Genomic DNA, 26500 nt, shown 5'->3' with positions numbered 1-26500 from the left:
CGGCCAGCCGGGTCGACTACGCTCGGGATCGTGCAGCAGTACCTCGACCTCCTCCGGCGCGTCCTCGACGAGGGCGTCGAGAAGGGCGACCGCACCGGCACCGGCACCCGGTCGGTCTTCGGCCACCAGATGCGCTTCGACCTGACCGCGGGCTTCCCGTTGGTGACCACCAAGAAGGTCCACACGCGCTCGGTCTTCGGCGAGCTGCTGTGGTTCCTGCGCGGCGACACCAACGTGAAATGGCTGCAGGACCGCGGCATCACGATCTGGGACGAGTGGGCCGACGAGTCCGGCGACCTCGGCCCGGTCTACGGCTACCAGTGGCGCTCGTGGCCCGCGCCGGACGGCCGGCACCTCGACCAGATCGCCGGCGTCGTCTCGCAGATCCGGGCGAACCCGGACTCGCGCCGGCTCATCGTCTCGGCGTGGAACGTCGCGGACATCCCGGACATGGCGCTCGCGCCGTGCCACACGATGTTCCAGTTCTACGTGGCTCCCCAGGAGTCCGGGCCGGGCAAGCTGTCGTGCCAGCTCTACCAGCGCTCGGCCGACGTCTTCCTCGGTGTGCCGTTCAACATCGCCTCCTACGCACTGCTGACCCACATGGTCGCCCAGGTGACCGGGCTCGAGGCCGGCGACTTCGTGCACACGCTGGGCGACGCGCACCTCTACCTCAACCACCTCGACCAGGCCCGGCTCCAGCTCACCCGCGATCCGCGGCCGCTGCCGACGCTGGTACTCGACCCCACGGTCACCGAGCTGGACGCGTTCGACCTCGAGCACATCGCCGTCGAGGGGTACGACCCGCACCCCGGGATCAAGGCCCCCATCGCCGTATGAGCAAGCGGATCGTCCTCGTCGCGGCGGTGGCGCGCAACGGGGTCATCGGCGCCGGCCCGGACATCCCGTGGCGCATCCCCGGCGAGCAGGCCGAGTTCAAGCGGCTGACCATGGGCCACACCCTGCTGATGGGACGCACGACGTACGACTCGATCGGCCGGCCGCTCCCGGGACGGACCACGATCGTGCTCACCCGCTCGCCGTCGTGGTCGGCCGACGGCGTGCTCGTCGCACACTCGCTCGACGAGGCGCTGGAGCTGGCGGCCGACCTGCCCGGCGACGTGATGGTCGTGGGCGGCGCCCAGGTGTACGCCGCCGCGCTGCCGCTCGCGACCGAGCAGGTGATCAGCGAGGTGCCGCTGGAGCCGGACGGCGACGCCTGTTATCCGGCGTACGACGCCACGGAGTGGGTCGAGACCGACCGCGAGGTGTTCGACGGGTACGACCGGGTGACCCGGGTGCGTCGCGAGGGGCCTGCCCGACCCGGGCGGCGGTCGCCTTGACCCTGCCTGACAGGCTGGCGTGCATGGAGCTGCGTGTCTTCACCGAACCCCAGCAGGGCGCCTCCTACGACGACCTGCTCGCGGTGGCGCGGGAGGCCGAGGCGCTGGGGTACGGCGCCTTCTTCCGATCCGACCACTACCTCACGATGGGCGGCGACGGGCTGCCCGGCCCGACCGACGCGTGGGTCACGCTCGCCGGCCTGGCCCGCGACACCAGCACGATCCGGCTCGGCACGATGATGACCAGCGCGACCTTCCGGCACCCCGGCCCGCTGGCGATCTCGGTCGCGAACGTCGACCAGATGAGCGGTGGCCGGGTCGAGCTCGGGATCGGCGCCGGCTGGTTCAGCGAGGAGCACACGGCGTACGGCATTCCGTTCCCGCCCACCGGGGAACGGTTCGACCGGTTCGAGGAGCAGCTCGCCGTGATCACCGGGCTGTGGGCGACCGAGGGCGGCTTCTCCTTCGACGGCGAGCACTACCAGGTCACGGACAGCCCCGGCCTGCCGAAGCCGGTGCAGCTCAAGCCGCCGGTGCTCATCGGTGGGCTGGGTACGAGGCGGACGCCCGAGCTGACGGCGCGGTACGCCGACGAGTTCAACCTGCCGTTCGTGGACCTCGACACGACGAGAGCCCAGTTCGCCCGGGTGCGCGCCGCGTGCGAGGCGCAGGGTCGCGACCCCGACGACCTGACCTGGTCCAACGCGCTGGTCGTCTGCGTCGGCACGGACGAGGCCGAGGTGGAGCGCCGTGCCGCGGCCATCGGCCGCGAGAAGGACGAGCTGCGCGAGCACGGCATCGCCGGCACTCCCGAGGAGGCCGTGGCCAAGATCCGCCGGTACGCCGACCTCGGCACCGAGCGGGTCTACCTCCAGTTCCTCGACCTCTCCGACCTCGACCACCTGCGCCTCGTGGCGCGCGAGGTGATGCCGCACGTCTGAGCCGGCGGCTCGGGGGATGTCGTGCGGGTTGGTCGCGGGGGCAGTGCCTGTGCTGTCTCGGCTGCCATCTCGGCGCAATTGCGCCGTTGTGGCAGTGGTTGCCCCGGCTCGACTGCCATTCCGGCGCAATTGCGCTGGTAGGACGGTGCCTGCCGCTCTCCGGCTGCCGGTCCAGCGCAGGTCGCCGGAGTAGGTCGCCGGAGTAGGTCGCCGGGGCAGCCAGCCCGGATGACGTCCGACGTCGCGTGAGAGACGTGCGGCGGTGAGCCGCGGCGCCGGGTCGCGGCACGGAGCGATAACCTGTCGGATATGACGTCCGCGCCCGCAGCCCCGTTCGGCCACGTCCTGACCGCGATGGCCACCGCGTTCCACGCGGACGGCTCGGTCGACCTCGACGGCACCGCGCGGATCGCCGCCCACCTGGTCGACCACGGCCACGACGGCGTCGTGGTCTCGGGTACGACGGGCGAGTCGCCGACCACGACGACGGAGGAGGACGGGGCGATCCTGGCGGCGGTCAAGGACGCGGTCGGCGACCGCGCGAAGGTCGTGGCCGGCGTCGGCACCAACTCCACCGCCCACTCGATCGAGCTCGCCGAGCAGGCGGCCAAGGTCGGCGTGGACGGCCTGCTGCTGGTGACGCCGTACTACAACAAGCCCGGGCAGGCCGGCGTGCTCCACCACTTCCGCTCGGTGGCCGAGGCGACCGACGTACCCGTCATGCTCTACGACGTGCCCGGCCGCACCGGCACCCAGATCGCGCTCGAGACCTTCGAGCGGGTGGCCCGGTTGGACACCGTGGTCGCGGTCAAGGACGCGGTCGGCGACTACGCGCGCGGCGTCAAGCTCGCCCAGCTCGGCTACGCCGTCTACTCCGGCGACGACGCCAACAACCTCGGCTGGCTCGCGCACGGTGCGGCCGGCTTCGTCTCCGTCGTCGGCCACGCCGCCGGCAAGGAGATGAGGGCGATGGCCGAGGCGTACTGGGCCGGCGACTCCGCCGGCGCCCTGGAGATCTTCGCGCGGCTGCTCCCCGCGATCGACGCCATGATGGGCGTCCCCAACTACGGAGCGACCACCGCCAAGGCAGCCCTGCAGCTCCTCGGCGTACTCGACAACCGCCACGTCCGCGGCCCCCTGGTGCCGCTCGACGACGACGAGGTGGCCGCCCTGCGAGCGGGACTCGCGGCCTCCGGCCTCCTGTAAGGACGAACATTGAGTCACCCCCACCCCGAGCTCTCCGCACCGGCCGCACTGCCGCAGGGGGGCCTCCGGGTCATCCCGATGGGCGGGCTCGGCGAGGTCGGCCGCAACATGACCGCGTTCGAGTACGACGGCCGGCTGCTCGTCGTCGACTGCGGCGTGCTCTTCCCGGAGGACCACCAGCCCGGCGTCGATCTGATCCTCCCGGACTGGAGCTCGATCCGCGACCGGCTCGACACCGTCGAGGCGTTGGTGCTCACGCACGGCCACGAGGACCACATCGGCGCGACGCCGTACCTCCTCCGCGAGCGGCCGGACATCCCGCTGGTCGGCTCGGAGCTGACGCTGGCGCTGCTCGACTCCAAGCTGCGCGAGCACCGGCTCCGCGAGACCGTCCACCACAAGGTCCGCGAGGGCGACCGGCTGACGCTGGGGCCCTTCGACCTGGAGTTCGTGGCGGTCAACCACTCGATTCCCGACGCGCTGGCGGTCGCGATCCGCACCGGCGCCGGGATGGTGCTGCACACCGGCGACTTCAAGATGGACCAGCTCCCGCTGGACGGCCGGATCACCGACCTGCGCGCGTTCGCCCGGCTGGGGGAGGAGGGCGTCGACCTCTTCCTGACCGACTCCACCAACGCCGAGACGCCGGGCTTCACGCCGGCGGAGAAGTCGATCACGCCGGTCATCGACCAGGTCTTCCGCGACTCGCAGCAGCGGATCATCGTGGCCTGCTTCGCCTCCCACGTGCACCGCGTGCAGCAGGTCATCGACGCCGCCGTCGCGCACGACCGCAAGATCGCCTACGTCGGCCGCTCGATGGTCCGCAACATGGCGATCGCCCGCGACCTCGGCTACCTCACGGTCCCCGCGGGTGTGCTGGTCGACGCCAAGGACCTCGCCGACCTGCCGCCCGAGCGCCAGGTGCTGATCTCCACCGGCTCGCAGGGCGAGCCGATGAGCGCGCTGTCGCGGATCGCCCAGCGCAACCACAACTTCGTGCACATCGAGGAGGGCGACACCGTCCTGCTCGCCTCCAGCCTGATCCCCGGCAACGAGAACGCCGTCTACCGCGTCATCAACGGCCTGGCCCGCTGGGGCGCCCGCGTCGTGCACAAGGGCAACGCGCTGGTGCACGTCTCCGGCCACGCCAGCGCCGGCGAGCTCCTCTACTGCTACAACATCGTCCGGCCGCGCAACGTGCTGCCGGTGCACGGCGAGATCCGGCACCTGCTCGCCAACGGCGCGCTCGCCACGGCGACCGGCGTCGAGAACGTCGTCATCGCCGAGGACGGCGTGGTCGTCGACCTCGTCGACGGTGTCGCCTCGGTGGCCGGCAAGGTCGACTGCGGCTACGTCTTCGTGGACGGCTCGTCGGTCGGCGACATCACCGAGTCCGACCTCAAGGACCGCCTGATCCTCGGCGAGGAGGGGTTCATCTCGGTGATCGTCGTGGTCGACTCGGTCAGCGGCAAGGTGTCGGCCGGCCCGGAGATCCACGCGCGGGGGTTCGCGGAGGACGACTCGAGCTTCGACGAGATCAAGCAGCCGATCATCGACGCCCTCGACGCCCAGATCCGCGAGGGCAACACCGACTCCTACCAGCTCCAGCAGACCGTACGCCGGGTGATCGGCCGCTGGGTCAGCAACACGCACCGTCGGCGTCCGATGATCATCCCGGTCGTCATCGAGGCCTGAGCGGGGACGCGCGACCGCGGCCGGCTGACGTGCGGTCGGGCTGGTGGGGGACGTCATGCGGGCTGGTCGTGCGGCGGTGCTCGGGCTGTCTCGACTGCCATGTCGGCGCAATTGCGCTGTCATGGCGGTGCCTGCCACGCTCCGACGGCCGCTTCAGCGTGGGTCGTCGGGGCAGCCCCGGATGACGTCCCGGCCGGATCCGGCGGCGTCCGACACGCACCCCTGTGATGCGTGTGACGGGAGTGACGGCTGCGTAGGGTGGTCACCATGGCGACCCGTACGTCTTCCCCGCCGGGGTCGCGGAGCAAGAGCACGTCCACGTCGCGGAGCTCGAGCACCCGATCCCGGAGTACCAGCCCGAAGCGCAAGCCTGCCTCCTCGAGCTCCAAGCGCTCGAGGAGCACGAGCAGGCGCCGGCCCGCGCCGCGCGCGGTCCGCAGCGGGCCGGGCCCGGTCGCCCGCCTGTTCACCGCGCTGTTCCGCGGCGTGGCCGCGGTCTGGCTCGCGATCGCCCACGGCGTCGGCGCGGTCGCCCGCAGCATCGGGCACACCGCCCGCGACCTCGAGCCCGAGCACCGTCGCGACGGCGTCGGGCTGCTCCTGCTCGGCGGCGCGGTCGTCGTCGCCGGCGCCGTCTGGTGGCAGCTCCCGGGCTCGGTCATGGACGCCGCCCGCACCGTCGTCGAGGGCTCGGTCGGCAAGGTCGGGTTCCTGGTGCCGCTCGCGCTGCTCTTCGTGGGCTGGCGCACGATGCGCGATCCGGTGCACAACGGCCCGGCCGGCCGCCAGGTCGTCGGCTGGTCGGCGTTCGCCTTCGGCCTGCTCGGCATGGTCCAGATCGCGTCCGGCAACCCGCAGCCCCAGCTCGGCGACACCTCCGACCTGCGCACCGGCGGCGGCGCGATCGGGTACGTCGTCTCCAGCCTGCTGCTCGACCTGCTCCGGTCCGAGTACGTCGTGATGCCGCTGCTCGCGCTGCTCGCGTTCTTCGGCGTCCTCATCATCACCGCCACGCCGCTCTACCAGGTGCCGGTGAGGCTGGCCGGGGCCCGCGACCGGCTGCTCGGCCGCCAGGTCGCGACCGACGAGGACCCGGACGCCACCCAGGCGATCCCGGCCACCCGCTCGCGCCGCCGCAGGGCCAGGGGCCCGGCCGGCGACGAGACCGGCGAGATCGACCCGGACCTGGGCGACCCGGCCTACGACAGCCCGGTGCTCTCCGACCGCGAGCTCCGCCGGCGCAAGCGGGGCCTCGAGACCACCGCCGACGGCCTCGACATCTTCGCGCCCGATGTGGCGCCCGCGCCGGTCGGCCCGGACCTCGCGGAGACGAGCGCCGAGCTGGAGCCGCCCCCGCACACCCCGCTGCCGCCGCGCGTCGAGCAGCTCGCGCTCTCCGGCGACATCGCCTACACGCTGCCCGGCAACGACATGCTCAAGGCCGGCTCGCCGCACAAGGCGCGCTCCCAGGCCAGCGACGAGGTCGTCGACCGGCTGACCCAGGTGCTCGAGGAGTTCGCCATCGACGCCCAGGTCACCGGCTACACCCGCGGCCCGACGGTCACCCGCTACGAGGTCGAGCTCGGCCCGGGCGTCAAGGTCGAGAAGATCACCAACATCCAGAAGAACATCGCCTACGCCGTCGCCTCGGCCGACGTCCGCATCCTCAGCCCGATCCCCGGCAAGTCCGCGGTCGGCGTCGAGATCCCCAACCCGGACAAGGAGATCGTCTCCCTCGGCGACGTGCTGCGGTCGGGCACCGCGCGCGGCGACCACCACCCGATGGTGGCCGGGCTCGGCAAGGACGTGGAGGGCGGCTTCGTGGTCGCCAATCTCGCGAAGATGCCGCACCTGCTGGTGGCCGGCGCCACCGGCTCGGGCAAGTCGTCGTTCATCAACTCCATGATCACCTCGGTGCTGATGCGGGCGACGCCGGACGAGGTGCGGATGATCATGGTCGACCCGAAGCGGGTGGAGCTGAACGCCTACGAGGGCGTCCCGCACCTGATCACGCCGATCATCACCAATCCGAAGAAGGCCGCGGAGGCGCTGGCCTGGGTGGTGCGCGAGATGGACCTGCGCTACGACGACCTCGCGAACTTCGGCTTCCGTCACATCGACGACTTCAACAAGGCGGTGCGGGCCGGCAAGGTCACGGTGCCGCCGGGCAGCGAGCGCGAGCTGGCGCCGTACCCCTACCTGCTGGTGATCGTCGACGAGCTCGCCGACCTGATGATGGTCGCCCCGCGCGACGTGGAGGACGCGATCGTCCGGATCACCCAGCTGGCCCGGGCCGCGGGCATCCACCTGGTGCTCGCCACGCAGCGGCCGTCGGTCGACGTCGTCACCGGCCTGATCAAGGCGAACGTGCCCTCGCGGCTGGCGTTCGCGACCTCCAGCCTCGCCGACAGCCGGGTCATCCTCGACCAGCCGGGCGCGGAGAAGCTGGTCGGCCAGGGCGACGGCCTGTTCCTGCCGATGGGCGCCTCGAAGCCGGCGCGCATCCAGGGCTCCTGGGTCACCGAGGCCGAGATCGCCACGGTGGTCAAGCACTGCAAGACGCAGCTGCAGCCGACGTACCGCGAGGACGTCACCGCGCCCGCGGCGAGCAAGCGCGAGCTGGACGACGACATCGGCGACGACCTGGACCTGGTGGTCCAGGCGATCGAGCTGGTCGTGTCGACGCAGTTCGGCTCGACCTCGATGCTGCAGCGCAAGCTCCGGGTCGGCTTCGCCAAGGCGGGCCGGCTGATGGACATCCTCGAGAGCCGTGGCGTGGTCGGGCCCAGCGAGGGGTCCAAGGCGCGCGACGTGCTGGTGAAGCCCGACGAGATCGATGCCGTGATCGCGACCCTCCAGGGGGAGATGTGACCAGCCTGATCGACGAGCAGACCGACGAGCAGCAGACCTCGGTCGAGGTCCGCGCGGACGCCCGCCTCGCCGGCGGGGTCGGCGCGATCGCCGCGATCGTCGCCCTGGCCTACCTGACCCGGGCGCTCGGTGGCGGCGGCTGGCTGGACTGGGCGCTCGCGCTCGTGGTCGGCGCCATCGCGGCCGCGCACCTGCAGTCGCTGCTCGACGCGCGGGTGCCGCTGCTGGTCGTCGACGAGCACGGCGTGCGGCTGCGCCGCGGCCACACCTGGCACGGCCTGCCGTGGTCGGACATCGAGCACGTCGAGGTCGAGCCGCGCGGCGGCCTCCTCCGCGACGGCAGCGTGGTCCTGGTGCCGCGCGACGAGGATGCCCCGACCCGGGCGGTCACGCTGTCGCTCTCGACCCGCGTGCTCGGCGCCGACGGCGACCTCCTCGCCGCGCTCGAGCGGCTCGCGGGCGGCCCCGGCCAGGTCGTCGAGATCGTCCCCGAGGAGATCGATGAGCTCGATGAGTGGGACGAGGCGGAAGCCGTCGACGAGGACGCCGCCGGGGAGGAGCCCGAAGAGCACCACCCGACCCTCCACGACCCGCGGCCCACGATCGCCCGGGGGATCGGCTTCGTCGCCGACCGGCTCTCCCTCCGCCGTACGCCGGACGCCGAGCCGGAGCCCGAGCCCACCGTGGCCCTGCCGCCGCTGGTGGCCAGCGCGACCCCGCTGCCGCTGCGCGACGCCGTGGCCGGCGTCCGCTCCGAGGTGCGCTTCGAGGGCGCCGCGGCGCTCAAGGCCGACCCGGCCGAGGACGAGCACGCCGCCCGGGCGGACCTGCCCGAGTCGCGCGAGCTGCGCCGCCCGGACGGCGCGGACCTGGTTTCGGACCTGGTCGAGGACCCCGAGGCCACCGTCGTGTGGAGCGAGCGGATCAGCCCGATCGCCCGCGCGGGCCACCCGGTCGAGCCGCTCGTGATCGACGACCTCGCGCCGGCCCCGGCCGTCGACCCGGTGATCGGGCCCGAGCTGGCCGCGGCCCGCACCCGGCTCGCGCTCACCGTCGACCAGCTCGCCGAGCGCACCCGGATCCGCCCGCACGTCATCGAGTCGATCGAGGTCGACGACTTCGCCCCCTGCGGCGGCGACTTCTACGCCCGCGGCCACCTGCGCACGCTGGCGCGGGTCCTCGGCGTCGAGGCGGCACCGCTCCTGGCGGCGTACGACGACCGGTACTCCGACGCCCCGATCGACGCCCGCCGGGTGTTCGAGGCCGAGCTCGCGACGAGCGAGGGCGGCCCGATCCGCAGCACGCGTGGCGGGCCGAACTGGTCGGTGCTGGTCGCCGCAGTGATGGCGATCGTGCTGGCCTGGTCGATCGCGCGGCTGATCACGGACAGCCCGATCGAGCTGCAGACCAAGCCGGTCCTCAACGGCTCGCCCTCGAACGCCGCCAACGTCGGCCCGCCGGTCCCGGTGGTGCTCGACGCCGGCTCGGGCGGCGCGCGCGTCGTGGTCCGCGACGGCGCGGGGGAGATCGTGTTCAACGGCGACCTCGCCTTCGGCGACAGCCAGACGCTCAAGGCGGCGCCGCCGGTGCGGATCCAGTCCTCCGACGGCGGCCTCAAGGTCACCGTGGACGGCCAGGACCGCGGCCCGCTCGGGGCCCTCGGCCAGCCCGCGCAGAACACCTTCGCCGCCGCCGAGTAGCCGCCCCGCCCGTCGAGTTGGGCGTCATTCGCGCTCGAGTTGGGCCTCGTTTACGGCACCCCCGCGGTCGAGGCCCAACTCGCAGGCGAATCAGGCCCAACTCAACGACGCCGAATAGGAGACGCTCACACCGGTTGGGATACTGGCGCGGTCATGACGAACAGCGCACAGGAACTGCTCTCGGTGGCGATGGTGACCCTCGGGTGCGCCCGCAACGAGGTCGACTCCGAGGAGCTCGCCGGCCGTCTCGAGGCGGGCGGCTTCCTCCTCGTCGAGGACCCCGCGGACGCGGACACCGTCGTGGTCAACACCTGCGGCTTCGTCGAGTCCGCCAAGAAGGACTCCGTCGACACCCTCCTCGAAGCGGCCGACCTCAAGGCCGCGGGCCGTGCCCGGGCGGTCGTCGCCGTCGGCTGCCTGGCCGAGCGCTACGGCAGGGACCTCGCCGACTCCCTCCCGGAGGCCGACGCGGTGCTGGGCTTCGACGACTACCCCGACATCGCGGCGCGCCTGCGCGCGATCGTCGCGGGGGAGGCCCACGAGGCGCACACGCCCCAGGACCGCCGGCTGCTGCTCCCGATCACCCCGGTCGAGCGCTCGCTGTCCACGACGCCGGTGCCCGGGCACGCCTCCGGCCCCGCGTCGGTACGCCGCCGGCTCGACTCGGGCCCGACCGCGTCCCTCAAGCTGGCCAGTGGCTGCGACCGGCGCTGCTCGTTCTGCGCGATCCCGTCCTTCCGCGGCTCGTTCGTCAGCCGCCGGCCCTCGGACGTCCTCCAGGAGGCGCGCTGGCTCGGTGAGCGGGGCGCCCGCGAGCTGTTCCTCGTCAGCGAGAACTCCACCTCCTACGGCAAGGACCTCGGCGACCTCCGGCTGCTCGAGACGCTGCTGCCCGAGCTCGCGGCCGTCGAGGGCGTCGCGCGCGTCCGGGTCTCCTACCTGCAGCCGGCCGAGACCCGGCCGGGGCTGATCGCGGCGATCGCGGGCACGCCGGGCGTCGCGCCGTACTTCGACCTGTCCTTCCAGCACGCGAGCGCCGCGGTGCTGCGCCGGATGCGCCGCTTCGGCGACCCGGACAGCTTCCTCGCGCTGCTCGATCAGGTCCGCGCGCTCGCGCCGGAGGCGGGCGTGCGCAGCAACGTGATCGTCGGCTTCCCGGGCGAGACCGAGGAGGATCTTCGGACGCTGTGCGACTTCCTGGTCGCCGCCCGCCTCGACGTCACCGGCGTGTTCGGCTACTCCGACGAGGACGGCACCGAGGCCGCGTCGTACGGCGGGAAGCTCGACGCCGACGAGATCCGGGCGCGCGCGGAGCACGTCGGCGCGCTCGTCGAGGAGCTCACCACCCAGCGCGCCGCCGAGCGCGTGGGCGAGACCGTCGAGGTGCTGGTCGAGCGGGTCGACGCCGACGGCACGGTCGAGGGCCGCGGCGCCCATCAGGGCCCGGAGGTCGACGGCTCGACGTACCTCCTCGACAGCGACGCGCGCGTGGGTGACCTGGTCCGTGCCGAGGCGGTCGGCGCTGAGGGCGTCGACCTCTACGCTCGGGCCCTGTGATGGACGCAGTGGGGCAGGGCCGGCCCGGCGACGGGCCCAGCAACTGGAACGTGCCGAACGTCCTCACCACGCTGCGCATCGTCCTGGTGCCGTTCTTCGGCTGGGCGCTGCTCGTCGACGGCGGCGACTCGGTGCTGTGGCGCTGCGTCGCGTTCGCGATCTTCGTGGGCGCGATGGTCACCGACAAGATCGACGGCGACCTGGCCCGCAAGCACGACCTGATCACGAACTTCGGCAAGATCGCCGACCCGATCGCGGACAAGGCGATCACCGGCATGGCCCTCATCGGCCTCTCGGTCGTCGGCGACGTCTGGTGGTGGGTGACGATCCTGGTGCTGCTGCGCGAGTGGAGCGTCACGCTGCTGCGGCTCTCGATCCTGAAGAGGGTCGTGATCGCGGCCGCCGACCTGGGCAAGCTCAAGACCACGTTCCAGGCGATCGCGCTCGGCACGCTCGCCCTGCCGCTGCGCGACCCCGACCTGGCGAGCTGGACGGAGGTGCCCGGCCAGGTGCTCTTCTACGCCGCCCAGACCTGCCTCGCGGTCGCCGTCGCGTTGACGCTGTGGTCGGGCTGGGAGTTCTACCGCGACGTGTGGAGGCAGCGCGCGACCCTGCGCCGGTGACGAACCTCCCCGGAGATGCTTGCCTGATCGAGCCGATTCGGGGTTAGGTGTGCGGATCGAACCCAGCCACGCCGAAAGGTCTGCACCGTGCCCCCCACATCTCGGGCCCGCAGGGGTGCCCGCACCCTTGTCGCCATCTCGGGACTCGCGCTCGTCGCGTCGTCCGCCACCCTGATCAGCCCACCCGCACACGCCGCCGACCCGGTCGACGTCCAGATCGTCGCGACCAACGACTTCCACGGCCGGCTGCTCTCCGGCCGGGACATCCCCGGCGCCGCCAAGTACGCCGGGGCCGTCGAGCAGTTCCGCGCGGAGAACCCGAACACGATCTTCGCCGCCGCCGGCGACCTGATCGGAGGGACGACCTTCGAGTCCTTCATCCAGGAGGACAAGCCCACCATCGACGTCCTCAACGAGATGGGCCTCGACGTCTCCTCGGTCGGCAACCACGAGTTCGACCAGGGGTACGCCGACCTCGTCGACCGGGTGATGGCGCCCTACGACGCCACGACCAACCCGCGCGGCGGCGCCGAGTGGGAGTACATCGCGGCCAACGTCGAGGAGCCGGGCGGCGCCGACGCGATCGCCCCGTCCTGGACGACCGACGTCGGCGGCGTCACCGTCGGCTTCGTCGGCGCCGTGACCGAGAACCTGCCGAGCCTGGTCTCGCCGGACGGCATCGCGGGCCTCACGGTCACCGACATCGTCGCGGCGGCCAACGAGGAGGCCGCCGAGCTCAGGGCCAACGGCGCCGACGTGGTGGTCCTGCTGACCCACGAGGGCGCCCCGAGCACCGACTGCTCGACCATGGCCGACCCGAAGACCGACTTCGGGCCGATCGTCACCGGCGTGAGCGGCGACGTCGACGCGATCGTCTCCGGCCACAGCCACCTGAACTACGACTGCTCGTTCCCGGTCCCGTCGTGGGCCGACCGCCCGGTCACGCAGCGACCGGTGGTCTCGGCCGGCCAGTACGGCGCCTTCCTCAACCGGCTCACCCTCAGCGTCGACCCCGACACCGGGTCCGTCGTCGCGTCGACCAACGAGAACGTCGACGTCAACGCCGGCTCGTTCGCCCCCGACCCCGAGGTACAGGCGATCGTCGAGCAGGCCCAGGAGGACGCCGAGGAGCCCGGCTCGGTCGAGCTCGGCACGATCGCCGGCGCGTTCGAGCGTGCCGCCCGCCCGACGGCGGACGGCACCGGATCGGAGGAGAACCGCGGCGGTGAGTCGACGCTGGGCAACCTGGTCGCCGAGGCCCAGCGCTGGGCCGCCGGCGCACAGATCGGCTTCATGAACCCCGGTGGCCTCCGCGCCGACCTGGTGGGCATGGCCGAGGGCGGCTACCCGGCCCCGGTGACCTACCGGCAGGCCGCGGACGTCCAGCCCTTCGCGAACACCCTGGTCAACATCGAGCTGACCGGCGCGCAGATCGAGCAGGTGCTCGAGGAGCAGTGGCAGCCCGCGAGCGCGTCGCGCCCGTTCCTGCGGCTCGGGTCCTCCGCCGGCTTCGGCTACACCTACGACCCGGTGGCTCGCGAGGTCACCGCGATGTACCTCGACGGCACGCCGCTCGCCGGCGACCGGACCTACACCGTCGCGGTCAACTCCTTCCTCGCAGGCGGCGGCGACGACTTCCCCACGTTCACCGAGGGCGTCCAGCGCGACACCGGCCAGGTCGACCTCCAGGCGATGGTCGACTACCTGAAGGAGTTCGCCTCCGCCCAGCCGCTGAGCGTCGACGCCGGCCAGCGGGCGGTCGGCGTCGCCTGGCCCGCGGGCGCTCCGGCGGCGTACGGCGCCGGAGACACGCTCGCCTTCGACCTGTCCTCGCTCGCGATGACCGGCGCGGGCGACGCGCAGGACGGCGAGGTCGTCGTGTCGGTCGGCGACCGGGAGCTCGGCAGCTTCCCGGTCGACAACACGGTGGCGCCGGGCGCGACCGGCGACGAGGCCGGCACCGCCTCGGTGAGCGTGCGGCTGCCGGCCCGGCTGCCGATCGGCCGGCGAGACGTCACGGTCCGTGGCGCCGACACCGGCACCCTGGTGTTCATCCCGGTGACGTTCGAGCAGAACGCGTCGTCCATCTCCGCGAAGGCCACGCCCAAGAGAGTCGTGGCCAGGCGGACCAAGCCGACGATCCACGTGTCGGTGCGGTCCGGCGGGCAGGGCGCGACGGGCAGGGTCGAGATCCGCACGGCGGGCCGGACCTGGACCCGCCGGCTCACCGGCGGCAAGGCGACGGTCAGGCTGCCGGCGTTCCGGGCGGCCGGGAGGAAGCAGGTGCGGATCAGGTACCTCGGCAACGACTCCACCCAGCCGTCCCGGGCCAGCGTCACCATCACGGTCGAGAAGAAGAAGTAGTACGCGGCACCCCCCACAACGACATTCTCGGAAGGACTCATCCATGTCCACGACGTCTCGGGCGTCGCGGCGGGCACTGGCGCTCGCCGCCGGCCTCGCCACGGCGGTCTCCGGCATCGCGGTGCTCGGCTCGCCCGCCACGGCGGTCAGCCCCGGCCTGGTCATCAGCGAGGTGTACGGCGGTGGCGGCAACTCCGGCGCCACCTACACCCACGACTTCATCGAGCTCTACAACCCCACGTCGGCGCCGATCAGCGTCGACGGCATGTCGGTGCAGTACCGCAGCTCCGGCGGCACGGCCGCCGCGACGGGGGTCACCCCGCTGACCGGCACAGTGGCACCCGGCGCCCGCTACCTGGTCCAGGAGGCGAAGGGCGCGGGCGGCACCACGCCGCTGCCCACGCCCGACGCGACCGGCAGCATCTCGATGAGCGGCACCGCCTTCACCGTGTGGCTGGCCACCGGGACGACCGCGCTGACCCCGACGGCCGACGGCACCGCCGTACGCGACGGGATCGTCGACCTGGTCGGCGTCAACAGCAACACCTTCGAGACGGCCAAGGCCGCGGGCACCGGCAACGCCACCTCCTCGAGCCGGACCGGCGCGGACACCGACGACAACTCGGCCGACTTCGCCACCGGCGCGCCCACGCCGGAGTCCGGCGCGTCCACGCCCGAGGACCCCGACCCCGAGCCGGTCGAGGTCTCGATCGCGGAGGTCCAGGGCACCGGCGACGCCTCGCCGCTGGCCGGCGACCCGGTGATCACCGAGGGCGTCGTCACGGCGACGTATCCCTCGGGCGGCTTCGACGGCTTCTACCTCCAGACCGGCGGCACCGGTGGGAGCGACCCGACGCCCGGCGCGTCCGACGCCGTGTTCGTGTACGGCGGTGGAGGCGCGGGCCGGGTCGCGATCGGCGACTCGGTGCGGGTGACCGGCAAGGTCACCGAGTACCAGGGCCTCACCGAGATCGCGCTCGACCGGGTCGAGCCGCTCGCGACCCCGCTCGCGCCGGTGCAGCCGGAGACGACCAGCGTGCCGCCGGCGGCCGAGCGGGAGGCCCACGAGGGCGAGCTGTTCGCGCCCGCCGGCGACTTCACCGTGGCCGACACCTACTCCATCAACCAGTACGCCCAGATCGGCCTGGCCGCCGGCGACCGGCTGCTCGTCCAGCCCACCGAGGTCGCCGACGCCCAGGACGCGGCGGCCATCGCCGCCGTCAAGGCCGACAACGCCGACCGCGGCGTGGTGCTCGACGACGGTGCCAGCATCAACTTCCTGCCGTTCGGGGGCGGCGCCAACCAGGACATCCCGCTGCCCTGGCTCTCCCCGGCGAACCCGATCCGGGTCGGCGCGGCCGTCGACTTCACCGGCCCGGTGGTGCTCGACTACCGCAACGACCTGTGGAAGTTCCAGCCCACCAGCCAGGTGACCGGCGACGGCGCCGAGGTCGCGACGTTCGAGAACACCCGCCCGCAGAACGCCGCACCGGCCGACGTCGGCGGCGACATCCGGCTCGCGACGTTCAACGTGCTGAACTACTTCAACACCACCGGCGCCGACTACGACGCCGTCAACCCCGGCGCCTGCAGCTACTACGTCGACCGCGACGACGACCCCGTCACCGTGGACGACTGCGGCAGCGGCGGCCCGCGCGGGGCGGCCGAGGACGAGGACCTCCAGCGTCAGCAGGCCAAGATCGTGACCGCGATCAACAGGCTCGGCGCCGGCATCGTGTCGCTGGAGGAGATCGAGAACTCGGTCGCGCTCGGCGAGCCCAACCGCGACGACGCCCTGGCCGAGCTGGTCGACGCGCTCAACGCCGACGCGGGCGCCGGCACCTGGGCGTTCGTGCCCTCGCCCGACCCCGCGGACCTGCCGCCGGTGGCCGAGCAGGACGTGATCCGGACGGCCTTTATCTACCGGCCGGCCGAAGTGGAGCCGGTCGGCGGGTCGGTCGTGCTCACCGGCAGCCCGGCGTTCGGCAACGCCCGCGAGCCGCTGGCGCAGGCGTTCAAGGGGGCCGGCCTGCCGGACTCCGAGGCGTTCGCGGTGGTCGTGAACCACTTCAAGTCCAAGGGCTCCGGCACGCCCGACCCCGACGGCCAGGGCAACGCCAACGCCGACCGGGTCGCGCAGGCGCAGGCGCTGTGGCCCTTCGCGGAGGAGTTCGCCGCGTCCCGCGGCACCGACCGGATCTTCCTCGCCGGCGACTTCAACTCCTACAGCCAGGAGGACCCGATGCAGGTCCTCTACGGGCAGGGGTACACCAAGCTGGAGTCGACGAGCGACCCCGGCGAGCCGACGTACCTCTTCGGCGGCCTGTCCGGCTCGCTCGACCACATCCTCGCCAACGACGCCGCCCGCGCGATGGTGACCGGCGTCGACGTGTGGCAGATCAACGCCGGGGAGTCGGTGGCCTTCGAGTACAGCCGCGACAACTACAACGCGACCGGCTTCTACGAGCCGAACCAGTTCCGGGCCTCCGACCACAACCCTGGCGTGGTCGGCCTGGACCTGCCGGACGCGAAGGTGGCCTCGGAGGTGACCGCGACCGCGCTGCCGCCGACGACGATCGCGCGGCTGCTGCCGGTCGTGCTGGTGGTCCGGGTCTCGGCCGCCGACGGGACGAGGCCCAGCGGGACCGCCACGGTCACCTGGGACGGGCGGTCGAGAGAGGTGCGCCTGGTCCGCGGCTACGGCCTGCTCAGCCTGGGCACCTTCGCCAGGCCCGGCAGCTACGACGTCACGGTCGCGTACGCCGGCAGCGACACCGTCGCGCCGTCCAGCGACACCGTGCAGGTGCGGGTGGTCAGGCTGTTCTAACGTTGCGCGCGTGACGGACCTGCTCCCGCGCGTGCACCTGCTGCTCCGGTCGGCCGGGGCGACCGTGGCCACCGCCGAGTCCCTGACCGGCGGCCGGCTCGCGGTCGCCCTGACCGACACGCCGGGGGCCTCGGAGACCTACGTCGGCGGCGTGGTCGCCTACGCGACCGAGCTCAAGGCGTCGCTGCTGGACGTCGAGGAGCGGGTCATCGAGGAGCACGGCGTGGTGTCGCCCGAGTGCGCGAGGGCGATGGCCACGGGTGTGCGGGCACTGACCGGGGCGACGTACGGCCTCGCGACGACGGGCGTCGCCGGGCCGACCGGGCAGGAGGACCGGCCGCCCGGCACCGTGTTCGTCGGGATCGCTGGGCCGGGCCTGCTCGAGGCGGTCGCGCTGGAGCTCGCCGGCGGGCGGCAGCAGGTCCAGGAGCGGAGCGTGCGCGAGGCGCTGGTGGCGTTCGAGGCCGTCCTCCGCCGGGAAGAAACGTCCCTCGGGTAGCGTTGGGGAGACCGACGCCGGAAGGGAGAGGCGCATGGTGCTGTTCCGCCGCCTGCTGGGCGACGTGCTGCGCGAGCTGCGGATGCAGCGCGGGATGACCCTGCGCGAGGTCTCCGCCGAGGCCCGGGTCAGCCTGGGCTACATCTCCGAGATCGAGCGGGGCCAGAAGGAGGCGTCCTCCGAGCTGCTCGCCTCGCTCTGCGCGGCGCTCGATGCCCCGCTGTCGGAGGTGCTGCGCGACGTCTCCGACGCGGTCGCCCTCGAGGAGGCCGCCGCCGGCCTGAGCCGCATCCCGGTCGCCGCGCCGACCGGTCCGGTCGTCACCTCGGCCGCCTGACCGGCTGTCTCATCGGCCGATGCAACTCGCGTCCGCTGGTCGGACGGGTTCGGTCGGTTCTGGGGGTCGCATGTCCGCGGTTGGTGACCAAACCGCAACCGGGAGCGCTCCCATCATGCGGTTGGTGACCAAACCGCAGTCCGATGAGCGAACGCGCAGCCGCTACCGGACCGGCTGACAGCTGGGGCACCAGTACGCCGAGCGCTCTTGGCCGGGGCGGCCGAACGCCGTTACGACGACCTGGGCACCGCACCGCCGGCAGAGCCGCTGCCGGTAAACCCACATCCTGTTCGACCGCGACCACTCCTGGTCGAGCATCTGGCGGACCCGGCGCACCATCCGCGGCAGGTCGGGCACCTCGCCCACCGGCGTGGCCGGCGGGACGCCCATCACGAACAGCGCCTCCGCCGCGTAGATCGTGCCGACGCCCGCGAGCAGGGTCTGGTCGCGCAGCGCCTCGAAGATGGGCGCGTCCGGGTGCTGCCGGAGACGCCGGAGCGCCTCGTCCTCGTCCCAGCCGGGGCCGAGCAGGTCGGGCCCGAGGTGGCCGACCACGTCGTCCTCCTGCTCACGCGGGACCAGCTCGACGATGCCGAGCAGGTAGCCGACCGCGACCGGCCCGGCGGTCTCGAGCACCACGCGGATCTCGTGGGAGGCAGGGTTCCAGCGCCTCCCGGCCTCGAAGACCCGCCACGACCCCTCCATCCTCAGGTGGGTGTGCAGCGTGAGCTGCCCGCCGTCGGTGTCGACCCGGGTGAGCAGGTGCTTGCCCCGCGACACGGTCTCGACGACGGTGCCGCCGGCCAGGTCGGCGGTGGCGTGCCGCGGCACGCGGAGGTCGCTGCGGGTCAGCACCCGGCCGTCCAGGGTTCGGGCGAGACGCCGGGCGGTGCGGCGTACCGCGTCGCCCTCAGGCATCCGTGGCCCTCAGCCGCAGCCCCTTCGGCGTCGCCACGAAGCCGGCGGCCTGCAGCGCTTCGCGCAGCGGGGTCGAACCCGACCCGAGCAGCTGCTCGCCGTCGGCTCTCTCGACGGTCATCCGGCCGAGCGTGCCGCGGCGCGCGGCCTCGGCCAGCGCGGCGGTGGCTGGGCCGAGCCGGTCGGGGTCGTCGGACCAGGTGAGCAGGGTGCGGCCGCCGCGCTCGACGTACATGGTCAGCACGCCGTCGACGAGTACGACGACCGCGCCGGCCTTGCGGCCCGGCCGGTGCCCCCCGGTGGTCGAGCCCGTCAAGACCGGCCAGGGCAGCGCGGCGCCGTACGGGTTGGCCGGGTCCGTGGCGGCCAGCGCGACCGCGGCCGGCTTGGCGTCCGGCGGCGGCTCGGAGTAGGTGCGCAGTCGGTCGACTGAACCGGCGGTGCCGAACTGGGCGGCGCCGAGCCCGGCCACGAAGTAGCCGCGCCGGCACCGGCCGGTCTCCTCGAACGCCGCCAGCACCTTGTAGACCGCCGCGAACCCGCCCGGGACCCGCTCGTTGGCCACCGCGCCGCGGGTCACGACGCCGTGCCGGTCGAGCAGCCGCTCGGCGGTCGCGTGCGCGCGGCGGGTGGGGTCGGGATCGATCGCGGGCAGCAGCGCCCAGCGGCCGGCGGTCCCGGGCGGGCCGGTGCGGACCGGGCCGCCACCTGGGCGCCGGCCGAGCCGGGGCGGCGGGCGCCGGCTGCGGTGGGCGGGGGTGCCGCTGCGGGTGAGCGCGCGGAGCGGGGCGAGGGTGTCGTTGGAGACGCGACCCGCCCAGACCAGGTCCCAGAGCGCGGCCGAGAGCGCCTTGTCGTCCTGGGTGCCGACGCTGTCGGCGAGCTGGCGGAAGAAGAAGGCGCCGCCGGGCGCGAGCGCGTCGAGGACCTTCTGGTGGAGCTCGCCCCACCGGTGGTCGAGCTCGTCGAGCCCCGGCTCCGGGAGCGTGAGCGGCGCCTGGTCGGCGAGGTGCAGCGAGACCCACCCGTCGCTCCCGGGCAGCGCCGCGTGGCCGGCCCAGAGGACCTCGCCGGATGCGGTGAGCTCGTCGAGGTACGCCGGCTCGTAGTCGCGCACGCGGGAGGCGAGCACCAGCGGCTCGAGCGCGCTGGCGGGGACCGCGCAGCCGGCGAGCTGGTCGACCACGGCGAGCACCCCGTCGATGCCGCGGGTCCCGGTGGTCGAGCCCGTCGAGACCACGTGCTGCCACGCGGGGAGGAAGCGGCCCAGGGTGTCGGGCTCGACCGGCTCGATCTCCTGGCGCAGCCGGGCCAGCGAGCGGCGGCGCAGCCGGCGCAGCACCTCGGCGTCGCACCACTCGGTGCCGCTGCCCGAGGGGCGGAACTCGCCGTCGAGCACCCGGCCCTGCGCGCCGAGCCGCTGGAGGGTGTGCCGGACGACCGCCGCGCCGAGCCCGAGCCGGGCCGCGACGTCGTCGACGGTGAACGGCCCGTGGGTCCGCGCGAACCGCGCCACCAGGTCCGCGAGCGGGTCGTCGACCGGGTCGGCGAACGCGTCCGGCGTACCGGGCGGGACCGGGACGCCGAGCCCGTCGCGGAGCCGGCCGACGTCCTCGATCGCGGCCCAGCGCTCCGCGCCGGCCATCCGCACCTCGACGATCCGGCGCTGGTCGGCCAGTGCCTGGAGCCACTCGGCGGGGTCGGCGGTGCTGCGCTCGGCGACCTCGGCGGTGCCGAGCGGCCCGAGCAGGCGCAGCAGGTCGGCGACGCCCTCGGCGTCGCGGGCGCGCCGGTCCGCGGCGGTGCGCTGGAGCTCGGCCTCGACCTCGGCGAGCACGTCGGGGTCGAGCAGTTCGCGCAGCTCGGCCCGGCCGAGCAGCTCGGCCAGCAGGCCCTGGTCGAGCGAGAGCGCGGCGGCCCGCCGCTCGGCGATGGGGGAGTCGCCCTCGTACATGAACTGCGCGACGTACCCGAAGAGCAGGCTGCGCGCGAACGGCGAGGGCTGGTGGGTGGCGACGTCGGCCACCTGCACCTCGCGGCGGTCGATGCCGCGCATCAGCGCGACCAGCGCGGGCAGGTCGTAGACGTCCTGGAGGCACTCGCGGACGGCCTCGAGCACGATCGGGAACGACGGGTACTTGGCCGCGACCTCGAGCAGTACGGCGGAGCGCTGGCGCTGCTGCCACAGCGGCGAGCGGCGGCCGGGGTCGCGCCGGGGGAGCAGCAGCGCGCGGGCGGCGCACTCGCGGAACCGGCTCGCGAACAGCGCCGAGCCGCCGACCTCGTCGGTGACGACCGCCTCGATCTCGTCGGGCTCGAAGACGATCACGTCGCCACCGGGCGGCTCGGCGTCGGTGTCGGGGATGCGCACGACGATGCCGTCGTCGGAGGCGACCGCCTGGCCGTCGACGCCGTAGCGCTCGCGCAGCCGGGCATTGACGGCCAGCGCCCAGGGCGCGTGCACCGGGACGCCGTACGGCGAGTGCACGACCAGCCGCCAGTCGCCGAGCTCGTCGCGGAACCGCTCCACCACCAGCGTCCGGTCGCTGGGGAGCAGGTTGGTGGCGTCGAGCTGCTCGTGGAGGTAGGCGACCAGGTTGCCGGCGGCGTACTCGTCGAGGCCGTCCGCGCGGGCGCGCTCCTCGGCGCGGGCCCTCGGGAGGGCGGCCAGTTCGCGGGTGAACGCGCCGATCGCGGCGCCGAGCTCGGCGGGGCGGCCGAGGGCGTCGCCCTTCCAGAACGGCAGCCGCCCGGGGACGCCGGGCGCCGGCGTCACGAGCACCCGGTCGTGGGTGATGTCCTCGATCCGCCAGCTGGTCGCGCCGAGCGCGAAGACGTCGCCGACGCGGGACTCGTAGACCATCTCCTCGTCCAGCTCGCCGACCCGGCGACCCGCCCCAGAATTCAACTGGGTCTCGCCGACCAGGTAGACGCCGAAGAGACCGCGGTCGGGGATGGTGCCGCCGCTGGTGACCGCGAGCCGCTGGGATCCGGGCCGGCCGGTGAGCGTGCCGGTCACGCGGTCCCACACGATCCGCGGGCGGAGCTCGGCGAACTCGTCGGAGGGGTAGCGGCCGCTGAGCAGGTCGAGCGTGGCGTCGTAGGCGCTGCGGGGGAGGTTCGTGAACGGCGCGCTGCGCTTCACCAGCTCGTAGAGGTCGTCGGCGGTCCAGGCGTCGAGGGCGGTGGCGGCGACGACCTGCTGGGCGAGTACGTCGAGGGGGTTGGCCGGGACGCGCAGCGACTCGATCGCGCCGGTGCGCATCCGGCCCACCGCGACGGCGGTCTGGGCGAGGTCGCCGCGGTGCTTGGGGAGCAGCACGCCGCGGGAGACCTCGCCGACCTGGTGGCCCGCCCGGCCGACCCGCTGCAGGGCACTGGCCACGCTGGGCGGGGACTCGATCTGGACGACCAGGTCGACCGCGCCCATGTCGATGCCGAGCTCGAGACTGCTGGTGGCGACCACGCAGGGCAGCCGGCCGCGCTTGAGGTCGTCCTCGATCAGCGCGCGCTGCTCCTTCGACACCGAGCCGTGGTGGGCCTTGGCGATCACCTGCTCGGCACCGTGGGACTGGCCGGACTGCGCCATGATCTGGGCAGGGACTCCCTCGGTGGTCGAGCCCCTCGAGACCCCGGCGCGGTTGGTGGCGATCTCGTTGAGCCGGGCGGTGAGCCGCTCGGCCAGCCTGCGCGAGTTGGCGAAGACGATCGTGGAACGGTGCTGCTCGATCAGGTCGACGACCCGCTCCTCGACGTGCGGCCAGAGGCTCTGGGAGCGCTCGGGGTCGGCGCCGTCCTCGTCGTCGTACTCCTCGGGGGCGGTCATGTCCTCGACCGGGACGACGACCCGCAGGTCCCACTCCTTCGCGCTCGGCGGCGCCACGATCTCGACCGGCGCGGAGCCGCCGAGGAAGCGGGCCACCTCCTCGAGCGGGCGGACCGTCGCGGAGAGGCCGATCCGCTGCGCGGGCCGGTCGAGCAGCGCGTCGAGGCGCTCGAGGCTGACCGCGAGGTGGGCGCCGCGCTTGGTGCCGGCGACCGCGTGCACCTCGTCGACGATCACGGTCTCCACGCCGCGCAGCGACTCGCGCGCCTGGCCGGTCAGCATGAGGAACAGCGACTCGGGGGTGGTGATCAGGATGTCCGGCGGGGTGGTCGTGAGCCTGCGGCGGTCGGCGGCCGGGGTGTCGCCCGAGCGGACGCCGACGGCGACCTCGGGGACGTCGATGCCGAGCCGGTCGGCGGTGTGGCGGATGCCGGTCAGGGGCGCGCGCAGGTTGCGCTCGACGTCGACGCCGAGCGCCTTGAGGGGGGAGATGTAGAGGACCCGGCAGCGCCGCTGCCTGTCCTCGGGACGCTCGGTGGTGACGAGCCGGTCGATGCTCCACAGGAACGCGCTCAGCGTCTTGCCCGACCCGGTCGGCGCCACCACCAGCGCCTGCCGCCCCGCCCCGATCGCCTCCCACGCCCCCGCCTGCGCTGGGGTGGGCTCGGCGAACGCCGCGCCGAACCAGGTGCGGGTCGGCTCGCTGAACCTCTCTAGGGCGCTCACCGGGCCAGTCTTGCTCACCCCACCGACACCCCCTCGTCGAGTTGGGTCTCAGTCGCCGTCGAGTTGGGTGAATTCGCCCCGACTCGAAGATGGGCAGCGTAGGTGATGCGGTTTGGTCACCAACCGCAGATCTGGAGCGCTCCCACGTGCGGTTCGTGACCAATCGAGGGGCTGTCGGGCGGGTCGTAGGCGTCGTTCGCTCAGCGGACGCGCGGCGAACGTCGTTGGCCGTTCACTACGCGGTTTGGTCACCAACCGCAGAGATTGCGGCCGAATCCTTGTGGTTTGGTCACCAACCGCGGCCCCAACCCCGCCCGATAACCGGAGGCGACTGTCGGAGGGGCGTCCTAGGATGCCGTCACGTGACCGATGCCGACCCCGCAAACGAGTCCACGATCGACCCCGTGAACGACTCCATGATCTTCGCCGCGGGCCTGCGCAAGTCGTTCGGGAGCTTCGAGGCGGTGCGGGGCATCGACGTCGACGTACGCCGCGGGGAGGCGTTCGGGTTCCTCGGGCCGAACGGCGCCGGCAAGTCGAGCACGATGCGAATGGTCGCGGCGGTCTCGCCCGTCACCCACGGCACGCTGCGCATCCTCGGGCTGGACCCGGCCACCGACGGCCCCGAGATCAGGAGCCGCATCGGGGTGTGCCCGCAGGAGGACACCCTCGACCTCGAGATCTCGGTGCGCGACAACCTGTTCGTCTACGGCCGCTACTTCGGGCTGCCGCGCAAGGCGGTCCGGGAGCGGGTCGACGAACTGCTGGAGTTCGTGCAGCTGACCGAGAAGGCCGACGCCAGGGTCGAGGACCTCTCCGGCGGCATGAAGCGGCGGCTCACGATCGCGCGCAGCCTGATCAACCGGCCCGAGGTGCTGCTGCTCGACGAGCCGACCACGGGCCTGGACCCACAGGCGCGGCACGTCGTGTGGGACCGGCTGTTCCGGCTCAAGCAGCAGGGCGTGACGCTGGTGCTCACCACCCACTACATGGACGAGGCCGAGCAGCTCGCCGACCGGCTGGTCGTCATGGACAAGGGTCTGATCGTCGCCGAGGGCTCGCCGCTCGCGCTGATCGCCGAGCACTCCACCCGCGAGGTGGCCGAGCTGCGGTTCGGGGTGGCGCCCGAGGAGCAGAGCCACGAGGCGCTCGCGAGCAAGGTCGAGGACCTCGCCGACCGGGTCGAGGTGCTGCCCGACCGGCTGCTGCTCTACACCGCGGACGGCGAGGAGACGGTCGCCAAGGTCCACGAGCGCGGCCTCGAGCCGGTCGCGACGCTGGTCCGCCGCTCCACCCTCGAGGACGTCTTCCTCCGCCTCACCGGCCGGACGCTGGTCGACTGATGGCTCCCCGGGATCCAGCAGCGAGCACCGCGCCCGCCAACACGCTCGCCGGCGCCGCGCGGCTGGTCGACTACTGGGCGATCGTCTACCGCCGTACCTGGAAGGGCTCGGCGATCTCCTCCTTCGTCAACCCGCTCTTCTACGTGCTCGCGATGGGCGTGCTCCTCGGCGACTACGTCGCGGGCGACCCCTCGCAACTGGAGGGCGCGTCGTCGTACCTCGTCTTCATCGCGCCCGGCCTGCTCGCCTCGCAGGCGATGCAGACGGTGTTCGGCGAGACCACCTACCCGGTCATGAGCATGATCAAGTGGCACAAGACCTACTTCGGGATGACCGCCACGCCGCTGAGCGTGCGCGAGGTGATCCTCGGCCACCTCGGGTTCGTGCTCTTCCGCGTCGGCCTGACCTGCGGCGTGTTCACGCTGGTGGTGGCGCCGTTCGGCGTCTTCGCGACGGCGTACGGCGCCGTGCTGGCCTTCCTCGTCCAGTTCCTCGTCGCGCTGGCGTTCGCCACCCCGATCTACGCGTTCTCGGCGGGGCTGAGGGACGAGAGCCCGTTCGCGATCGTGTTCCGGCTCGGGATGATCCCGCTGTTCCTGTTCTCCGGCGCGTTCTTCCCGGTCGAGAACCTCGACCCGTGGATGCAGGCGCTCGCCAAGGCCACCCCGCTGTGGCACGGCGTCGACCTGACCCGGATGCTCACCCTCGACACCGTGGACGCCGGTACGGCGGTCGTGCACGTCGGCTACCTGGCGGTACTCGCGGTGCTCGGCTGGTTCTGGGCCGTGGCCCGCCTCACGAAGCGGATGAGCCTCTGATGGCCGCCGTCACCGCGACCGTGCTCCGCGCCCGGCCGCTCTCGGCGGGTGAGGCCACCGGGCTGCTGGTCTACCGCAACTACCTGGCCTACCGCCGCGCCTGGTACATCTTCCTCACCGGCTTCCTCGAGCCGGTCTTCTACCTGTTCTCGATCGGCGTCGGCGTCGGCCAGCTGGTCACCGGCTTCGAGTTCAACGGCCAGGACATCCCGTACGCCGAGTTCGTGGCTCCCGGCATGCTCGCGGCGTCGGCGATGAACGGCTCGCTGCTCGACAGCACGTTCAACTTCTTCTTCAAGCTCAAGTACAACAAGCTGTTCGACCAGATGCTGGCGACGCCGCTGACCACGATGGACGTCGCCCGTGGCGAGCTGAGCTGGTCGCTGCTGCGCGGCGGCATCTACTCCGCGGGCTTCCTCCTCGTGATGGTCGCGATGGGCCTGGTGTCGTCGTGGTGGGCGGTGCTCGCCGTACCGGCCGCACTCCTCATCGGCCTGGCGTTCGGCGGCATCTGCATGGCGCTGACGACCTGGATGCGCAGCTGGCAGGACTTCGAGTGGGTGAACCTCGCGGTGATCCCGATGTTCCTGTTCTCGGCGACGTTCTTCCCGATCGGGGCCTACCCGATCGGCGTGCGGTGGGTGGTCGAGGCGACGCCGCTCTACCGCGGCGTGGTGCTCTGCCGCGAGCTGACCACCGGCGCGCTCTCGTGGGGCTCGCTGGTCTCGGTGGTCTACCTCGTCGCCATGGGCGTCGTCGGCCTGCTGATCGTCCGCCGCCGGCTCGACACGCTGCTGCTGAAGTGACCGACCGGGGGCGCTGCGGCACCGAGTCGCAGGTTCACCACGGTATCCAGGCGAGCCTGCACTTCCCGTGGTGTGCACACCGTGGAACGTGCAGGCTCGA

Annotated in this window: 18 protein-coding genes; 16 read left to right on the top strand and 2 right to left on the bottom strand. The window is 72.9% G+C overall.

Going from position 1 to position 26500, the window contains the following annotated elements:
* Positions 1–30 precede the first annotated feature (30 nt).
* The 13 genes from ACYVKX_RS00830 to ACYVKX_RS00770 all read left to right on the top strand — a co-directional run bounded on the left by ACYVKX_RS00830 (position 31) and on the right by ACYVKX_RS00770 (position 17963).
* Complete coding sequence (locus ACYVKX_RS00830; RefSeq protein ID WP_460828595.1) at positions 31–840, top strand: thymidylate synthase; 810 nt, start codon at positions 31–33, stop codon at positions 838–840.
* The gene (locus ACYVKX_RS00825) at positions 837–1343 is read left to right on the top strand and encodes a dihydrofolate reductase (protein ID WP_460828594.1); all 507 of its coding nucleotides are present in this window, start codon (positions 837–839) and stop codon (positions 1341–1343) included. The genes ACYVKX_RS00830 and ACYVKX_RS00825 overlap by 4 nt, the downstream gene beginning before the upstream one ends.
* Before the next feature lie 23 nt (positions 1344–1366).
* Positions 1367–2284, top strand: a complete 918-nt coding sequence (locus ACYVKX_RS00820) for an LLM class F420-dependent oxidoreductase (protein ID WP_460828593.1) — start codon at positions 1367–1369, stop codon at positions 2282–2284.
* A gap of 309 nt (positions 2285–2593) precedes the next feature.
* On the top strand, positions 2594–3490 hold the full coding sequence (dapA, locus tag ACYVKX_RS00815; RefSeq protein WP_460828592.1) for a 4-hydroxy-tetrahydrodipicolinate synthase: 897 nt from the start codon (positions 2594–2596) through the stop codon (positions 3488–3490).
* Between the two features lie 9 nt (positions 3491–3499).
* Positions 3500–5185, top strand: a complete 1686-nt coding sequence (locus ACYVKX_RS00810; protein ID WP_460828591.1) for a ribonuclease J — start codon at positions 3500–3502, stop codon at positions 5183–5185.
* 267 nt (positions 5186–5452) lie between these two features.
* Positions 5453–8056 (top strand): DNA translocase FtsK, encoded by a 2604-nt coding sequence (locus tag ACYVKX_RS00805; protein WP_460828590.1) that lies wholly within the window; start codon positions 5453–5455, stop codon positions 8054–8056.
* A complete protein-coding gene (locus ACYVKX_RS00800; protein ID WP_460828589.1) occupies positions 8053–9756 on the top strand; it encodes a RodZ domain-containing protein in 1704 nt (567 codons plus the stop codon). The genes ACYVKX_RS00805 and ACYVKX_RS00800 overlap by 4 nt, the downstream gene beginning before the upstream one ends.
* 153 nt (positions 9757–9909) lie before the next feature.
* Positions 9910–11313, top strand: coding sequence for a 30S ribosomal protein S12 methylthiotransferase RimO (gene rimO, locus ACYVKX_RS00795; RefSeq protein WP_460828588.1), 1404 nt, complete (start codon positions 9910–9912; stop codon positions 11311–11313).
* Positions 11313–11936: a CDP-diacylglycerol--glycerol-3-phosphate 3-phosphatidyltransferase gene (gene pgsA, locus ACYVKX_RS00790; protein WP_460828635.1), complete on the top strand. Its 624-nt coding sequence runs from the start codon at positions 11313–11315 to the stop codon at positions 11934–11936. The genes rimO and pgsA overlap by 1 nt, the downstream gene beginning before the upstream one ends.
* A gap of 87 nt (positions 11937–12023) precedes the next feature.
* The gene (locus ACYVKX_RS00785) at positions 12024–14300 is read left to right on the top strand and encodes a bifunctional metallophosphatase/5'-nucleotidase (protein ID WP_460828587.1); all 2277 of its coding nucleotides are present in this window, start codon (positions 12024–12026) and stop codon (positions 14298–14300) included.
* A gap of 43 nt (positions 14301–14343) precedes the next feature.
* Positions 14344–17127, top strand: coding sequence for an ExeM/NucH family extracellular endonuclease (locus ACYVKX_RS00780; RefSeq protein WP_460828586.1), 2784 nt, complete (start codon positions 14344–14346; stop codon positions 17125–17127).
* 10 nt (positions 17128–17137) lie between these two features.
* Positions 17138–17626: a CinA family protein gene (locus ACYVKX_RS00775; protein WP_460828584.1), complete on the top strand. Its 489-nt coding sequence runs from the start codon at positions 17138–17140 to the stop codon at positions 17624–17626.
* Positions 17627–17660: 34 nt separating this feature from the next.
* On the top strand, positions 17661–17963 hold the full coding sequence (locus ACYVKX_RS00770) for a helix-turn-helix domain-containing protein (RefSeq protein ID WP_460828583.1): 303 nt from the start codon (positions 17661–17663) through the stop codon (positions 17961–17963).
* Between the two features lie 162 nt (positions 17964–18125).
* On the opposite strand, the gene ACYVKX_RS00765 is transcribed toward ACYVKX_RS00770, so the two are convergent.
* Both ACYVKX_RS00765 and ACYVKX_RS00760 read right to left on the bottom strand, forming a co-directional pair.
* Complete coding sequence (locus ACYVKX_RS00765) at positions 18126–18881, bottom strand: DNA-formamidopyrimidine glycosylase family protein (protein WP_460828582.1); 756 nt, start codon at positions 18879–18881, stop codon at positions 18126–18128.
* Positions 18874–23433, bottom strand: a complete 4560-nt coding sequence (locus ACYVKX_RS00760; RefSeq protein ID WP_460828581.1) for an ATP-dependent helicase — start codon at positions 23431–23433, stop codon at positions 18874–18876. Before ACYVKX_RS00760 ends, ACYVKX_RS00765 begins: the two co-directional genes overlap by 8 nt.
* Positions 23434–23795: 362 nt before the next feature.
* On the opposite strand from ACYVKX_RS00760, the gene ACYVKX_RS00755 reads away from it, so the two are divergent.
* Genes ACYVKX_RS00755 through ACYVKX_RS00745 form a run of 3 tightly spaced genes read left to right on the top strand, consistent with a single transcriptional unit; the run spans position 23796 to position 26400 of the window.
* Positions 23796–24776: an ABC transporter ATP-binding protein gene (locus ACYVKX_RS00755; protein ID WP_460828580.1), complete on the top strand. Its 981-nt coding sequence runs from the start codon at positions 23796–23798 to the stop codon at positions 24774–24776.
* Entirely contained in the window at positions 24776–25594 is an 819-nt protein-coding gene (locus ACYVKX_RS00750; RefSeq protein ID WP_460828579.1) for an ABC transporter permease, read from the top strand. Before ACYVKX_RS00755 ends, ACYVKX_RS00750 begins: the two co-directional genes overlap by 1 nt.
* A complete protein-coding gene (locus tag ACYVKX_RS00745; RefSeq protein WP_460828578.1) occupies positions 25594–26400 on the top strand; it encodes an ABC transporter permease in 807 nt (268 codons plus the stop codon). Before ACYVKX_RS00750 ends, ACYVKX_RS00745 begins: the two co-directional genes overlap by 1 nt.
* Positions 26401–26500: the final 100 nt, after the last annotated feature.

It is taken from the genome of Nocardioides hungaricus (genome assembly GCF_054782915.1).
This window is presented reverse-complemented; position numbering and strand designations above follow the sequence as displayed.